Genomic DNA, 5158 nt, shown 5'->3' with positions numbered 1-5158 from the left:
CACCCTTGTGACCTTAACTGAAACCATTCAAGTGTTTGTCAAGGGCAAATGCGGCTCCGATTGGTATAGTCAGTGGGCCTTCACCACCTTTAATTTTTAGTTTTCATAAAAAATTTGACAGTTCCAATCATACTTTAAGCACACTTTTTTTTACCAGTCGGGCAGCATTTCCTCCCAGCAATCTTAACGTTTCCGGCTTATCATCGAGCTGTCCTGTCAGAAGTGGCTCTCCTTCTTTTAATTTACTATGATGAATGGCTACCGTCTGATCGGAGCCAATGCCAATGCCTATCCCTAGACTTGAATCCTGAGAGGCCAAAAAACCTAATTTAACTGCCTCAGAGTGTGTTTCTTTTTTTATACTATAGGGAATACCTTCCTCTTCAATTCCCCAGAGTATGTTGTTGACTTCTCCTAAATCATCTGTTGATAATGCGCCATATATATATATACTGATTCTATTTATCTTACTCTCCATCCACTCACCTATTTTTCGCATAGTCTAATATTAATCCTGTAGCGACTGCATTTCTTGGGCCTTCAATCCCTCGAATATTCCCCCTGCCTGCCACCACACCATATTCGGCTAGAGCGTCTGTGACGAGTTGCGGAATTTCAAAATCAAGAGATGAACCGCCTACCAATACGACAAAATCAATTGTCCTGATATGTCCGGTTGGAGACACTGATTTCAAAGCGCGTATAGAATTAGTTACGAACACTTTCTTCTTTGCTTCTCTTCGGATTGTTTTTATTTTCTCAAGAGAGAGATTGATTTGAAGTGGAATCATTTCACCCTCTTTTATAATGATTGTTCGCGCAAATAATTTAGGATCAACAGGCTTTTCAAAAAATTCAACGGTACCATCTTCGTGTCTAAGATGAAATAAACTTTCAACTTTGGCCAAAGGGTATTTTTTAATATCTTCTGCTAAATCAAAGCTCTCCAGTCCCATTTCTGAATTAATCAGCATCGTTACCATATTCCCTGCTCCAGCTAAATGAGTTGAGTTAATCACATGATTCTGATTAATTATAGATGCATCCGTTGAGCCTGCTCCCATATCTAAAATAGCCAGTGGTTTATCTGTCCCTGGTGTAGTCAGCGCTCCACCAATAGCCATATCAGCTTCCACTCCACCTACTTCAACCTTAACCTCTGTGTCGTCAATTAACTGGTCTGCGATTTTTTCCATCTGCAGTTTGTCCGCTTTTACCATTGCCGCAATGCCTACAGCATTTTCTAGAGAAAATTCCTTTGCTATTCCACCTGTAACTTTTTGTGGAATTAAGGTATCTACTGCCAGCAAATCTTGTATTCTTATGCTGTCAAGGGACTGTCTGGTCAACTCTGACATAACCTGCCTGACACGTTCGAGCATGCCTCCTGCGTTTGTACCTGCTTCACCTTTTATATCGTCAATAACTTGATGATAGGCTGCAGCTTTCATGATATCTTCAGCACCTGCTTCAACATCAACTGCTTTTTCGCCTCGATCACCTTTGAAAATAATTTGGCCGGCTGGAATTTTCTTTTCTTTGACATCGCCTTCTGGTGTCTTTATCACCACTGCAGAGCGGTTACCAATCAGTGCTCTTGATACAGGAACAATTTGCTTTGTTTCTTCAGAAGTTAAATTAAATACTGTTGCTATACCATAAGGATTTGATAAGGACTCAACGACACCACCAGGAGGAGCCACCTCAATTGCTGCCTTCATTTTCAACGGCACTTTTTCAATTAATTCTACTTCATCAATAATTGGAATATTATTGTTCAGCCTATTGTTGATCAGGACACCATCATCGTTTTGCAGGATGGCGCCCACTACCTTAATGCCGCGTTCGACAGCATCGTTAATGTGCTTTGATGCAGCCAGAAAATTGGTATCCTTACCGACAACAACAATGATCGGCTGATCTCCAGATAAATGAGGAAGCTCTTCTATAACTTGTGTTTCGCCCACACCTATGCCATTTCCTCCCGGAGTAGAAGGATTATGGCCAATCATTGTAGATTCGGTTATTATCGTTTCAGTAATGGTTTCCATGGCAACATCACCGATAACGGGCGCCGCTTCGTTCACTCTAATTAAGTCCAGACTCGTTTTATCTATCCCGGCTTTCTCCAGTGCTTTATCCAGTGATTTATGAACACCTTTAATGTTTTCCTTTGTCCCTTTGATGCCTGTTGTCGAAACAATTCCACTGGCCAGAAAGGTAAGAGTCCCGGAGTCTTCAATTTGAGCGAGCGCCACTTCAGTGGTTGCATTCCCTATATCTATCCCTGCGATGATTTCCATTTACTTCCTCCTACATTCACTAACACTATTCTTCTGTTTTCAATTTATTCCTCTTTTTGTATACCTCTACAGCTTCTCTGATAAATGCGCCATTAATCACTGCATCATACTTTTCTTCAAGCTCTTCTGCTATAGCAATTAACTCTTCGCTCGTTGAACGAAAAGGTCTTAAGGCATTATATATTTCCAGCAGCCTGTCATCCGGAATTGCAATAAGTTCGGCAGCTCTTCTAAAATTTCGGGAAATAGCTTTTCGGTCATCCGCATCAGAAATCTGTGCCTGAAGTTCCAGTGTTTCTGGTGAAATTCTGACATCTTCTGGCTTCACTTGACCATTCATTACCTTTTCCAAAGTAATGTCATTTAATGTTTTTCCTGTAGGTGCTTTCAGCAAATCCGGTCTTTTTTCTGACAAAGGATAATCTTTTTCTGCACTTAACTTTCTATTGACCATTTTGTCACTCCTATTCTTAAAACGTAACGTCCAGTTCTGTAGATTTTTCTCCTTCAACAACATGCTTTGTTTCTTTAATATGCAGCAGTGCTGCCTTGGCTTGAAATTTCGGTCTAGCCATTTGATCATTTTTAGTTGGAACAGGATTAGGTGATTCTTCTTTTGCATATTTTGCAGCATTTTTTCCAATCATTCTATAGGTTTCGAGGTTCAGCAAAGGCGCCTGCGAAAAAATCTCCAGATTATTCAACGGCTGTAAATCCTGCTGGTGAATAACCGTTGTCCCTTTTGACTGAATGCCGATGCCGATACCTGAACCACTAAGCTTAGCTGCTTCAAGTGATATGAAGGACACATCTGATGTTTTCGTTACACGAACAACACGCGGATGCAAGCCCTCTTCTTCTATCCCTGCCATCATTTCCACTAAAATCTCGTCATGAGGAACATCGACAATACTTTTAGTTTGATGCTTCAAGAATGCAGGTCCCAGACCAATAACTACTTCATCTTCTCGTGTGCCTTTTACTGCCTTGCCTTTCTCACTCAACTTAATCATAAGCTTTCCCTCCACTTTCAGCTTTTATCAGTCAATGTCTTCCGGTTTAACTGCATTAGGAATGTTCTTTATCTGATTCCATCTTTCTTCACTTATTCGGTATCCTGTTCCCGGTCCTTTGTAGTCGTTTATATCATTGACCGCACTTATTACTTTAAAGTCTTTGTCAATGATAGCTGAAGTATGCAAGTAATCTCCTGATATTCTTTGTTTAAGCATATTGAGCAAGTTTTCGGCAACATCATCAAAGCCGCCCCGACTCAGTGCCTGAACAACGTCAATTCCAGTCAGTCCCTTACTCATCATCTCTTCTGCTGCTTTCAAATCTTCTACAACATTACGGTCCGGCATATCTTTGCTTCCATGCGCGTACGTTGCTGCTTCCACCTCTTCATCAGTAATTGGAGGCAGATCCAACTCAGAAAACACAGCCTGAATGGCCCGCGCTGCTTTATTTCTTACTGCAACCGTTTCTTCTTCGGTCACTGGTCTTAAGCCGCCGTCCACCATCAAATCTCTTTGTAAAATATTGTAGTCATCAAAATCCTCTGCATCGAAATTAGATCCGGCAAACATATTATCGTAATTGGGAACTGCACTGTATCCTGAGAAAATAAAATCGGTTCCCGGCAGCATTTGCATCAATGTTCTAGCCGTTCTCCGAATATCTGAATGGGAAAAGGTCTGATCATTGGCCGAAGCACATTCGATATCTAGCATCATGGCAATTAAATTCTCAGCTAGTACAGCTCGAATACCTGAAGGAACAGCCCCAGTCATTCCAATACAGCTTACTGAGCCATTTTGAAGACCTTGAACCCCTGCCCCTTTTGTAATATAAATACATCTTGTTTCAAGATACAACATGGATTTCCCTTCTGTGTATCCCATCAATGCTTCAGAGCCGGTACCTGATGTGAACCGTATTTTTAAACCTCTGGATGCATAGGCGGAGGCTAAAAATGCTTTAGACCAAGGGGTATCATCTCCATCGGTAAATACAGCCTCTGTTCCATATACTGATACCGTTTCAGCATAGCTGGTAAAGCCTCTCATACCTAATTCTAATTCCGTTGCTTCCTCAACAGCGCACTGTGTCAGTACTCCTCCTCTTCCCACTTGGGCACCAACAAGTATTCCCAATGCATTAAAAGGCGCATATCTAGCAATTCCCACTGTTGTTTCCTGCTCGTCAAAGCCACGAATGGCTGCTTCTGCTGCATCCGCTGCAATCTGCACTATATTATCTTTTAAATTAGTAACGTGACACTGATTGGATGGTGTTTTTCGTGCACGCATTTTCTGAAGTGCCATCATCATTTCCACTACATTCATAGTACCGACGACTTCTACAATCTTTGCTGGTGTCATAGCTGTTGTCAGTTCGACAATCGACTGACGGTCAACATTAATGTCGACAAGCTTTTTTGCCAGTTCAGTGGAGTCCATATTCATAACTTCTTCAGCATTATCCAACTGAATGGCATAGTCAGCAATAAATTGATCAATCATATCAAAATCTGCTCTTTTTTTGCCGTCAAGTTCCACCACACTGTTATTTTCAACTTTTATACTCGGTTTAGGATCATTGGGACTGTCCATTGCTATCAGCCCTTCATCTGCCCACTCTCCAATAAACCCATCTTTATTAACTGCTCTTTTACTTAGTGCTTCAAATCTTTTGGATTTCATATTATTTCCTCCTCGTAAACAGCAGTAATTACCAATTTTTTTGTTTTTTCGTGTTGTTTTAATGCAACTATCGTTGCTCTATCAATTAAAATACAAAAAGGCACCTCTTCCCCCCTTAATCTGATAAAATGAAGTTCACTAAAAACAAAC

General features: G+C 40.9%; 5 protein-coding genes. All 5 read right to left on the bottom strand.

Features of this window, described 5'->3' with window-relative positions; all coding sequences use genetic code 11:
* Positions 1–127: 127 nt before the first annotated feature.
* The 5 genes from ACYQ2O_RS10375 to ACYQ2O_RS10355 are packed head-to-tail and all read right to left on the bottom strand — an operon-like array spanning position 128 to position 5008.
* On the bottom strand, positions 128–499 hold the full coding sequence (locus tag ACYQ2O_RS10375) for a glycerol dehydratase reactivase beta/small subunit family protein (RefSeq protein WP_459770831.1): 372 nt from the start codon (positions 497–499) through the stop codon (positions 128–130).
* Entirely contained in the window at positions 483–2303 is a 1821-nt protein-coding gene (locus ACYQ2O_RS10370) for a diol dehydratase reactivase subunit alpha (RefSeq protein WP_459796561.1), read from the bottom strand. Before ACYQ2O_RS10370 ends, ACYQ2O_RS10375 begins: the two co-directional genes overlap by 17 nt.
* 25 nt (positions 2304–2328) lie before the next feature.
* On the bottom strand, positions 2329–2757 hold the full coding sequence (locus tag ACYQ2O_RS10365) for a diol dehydratase small subunit (protein ID WP_459770829.1): 429 nt from the start codon (positions 2755–2757) through the stop codon (positions 2329–2331).
* Between the two features lie 16 nt (positions 2758–2773).
* Entirely contained in the window at positions 2774–3316 is a 543-nt protein-coding gene (locus tag ACYQ2O_RS10360) for a propanediol/glycerol family dehydratase medium subunit (protein ID WP_459770827.1), read from the bottom strand.
* A gap of 27 nt (positions 3317–3343) precedes the next feature.
* Entirely contained in the window at positions 3344–5008 is a 1665-nt protein-coding gene (locus tag ACYQ2O_RS10355) for a propanediol/glycerol family dehydratase large subunit (protein WP_459770825.1), read from the bottom strand.
* Positions 5009–5158 lie beyond the last annotated feature (150 nt).

The organism is Alkalibacterium sp. m-11 (genome assembly GCF_054658155.1).
Note: the sequence above shows the minus strand (reverse complement) of the source record. Positions and strands in the feature narration are given on the sequence as shown.

Coding starts and splice junctions, on each gene's coding strand:
- ACYQ2O_RS10375 (WP_459770831.1), bottom strand. CDS start 499: ATGCGAAAAATAGGTGAGTGGATGGAGAGTAAGATAAATAGAATCAGT.
- ACYQ2O_RS10370 (WP_459796561.1), bottom strand. CDS start 2,303: ATGGAAATCATCGCAGGGATAGATATAGGGAATGCAACCACTGAAGTG.
- ACYQ2O_RS10365 (WP_459770829.1), bottom strand. CDS start 2,757: ATGGTCAATAGAAAGTTAAGTGCAGAAAAAGATTATCCTTTGTCAGAA.
- ACYQ2O_RS10360 (WP_459770827.1), bottom strand. CDS start 3,316: ATGATTAAGTTGAGTGAGAAAGGCAAGGCAGTAAAAGGCACACGAGAA.
- ACYQ2O_RS10355 (WP_459770825.1), bottom strand. CDS start 5,008: ATGAAATCCAAAAGATTTGAAGCACTAAGTAAAAGAGCAGTTAATAAA.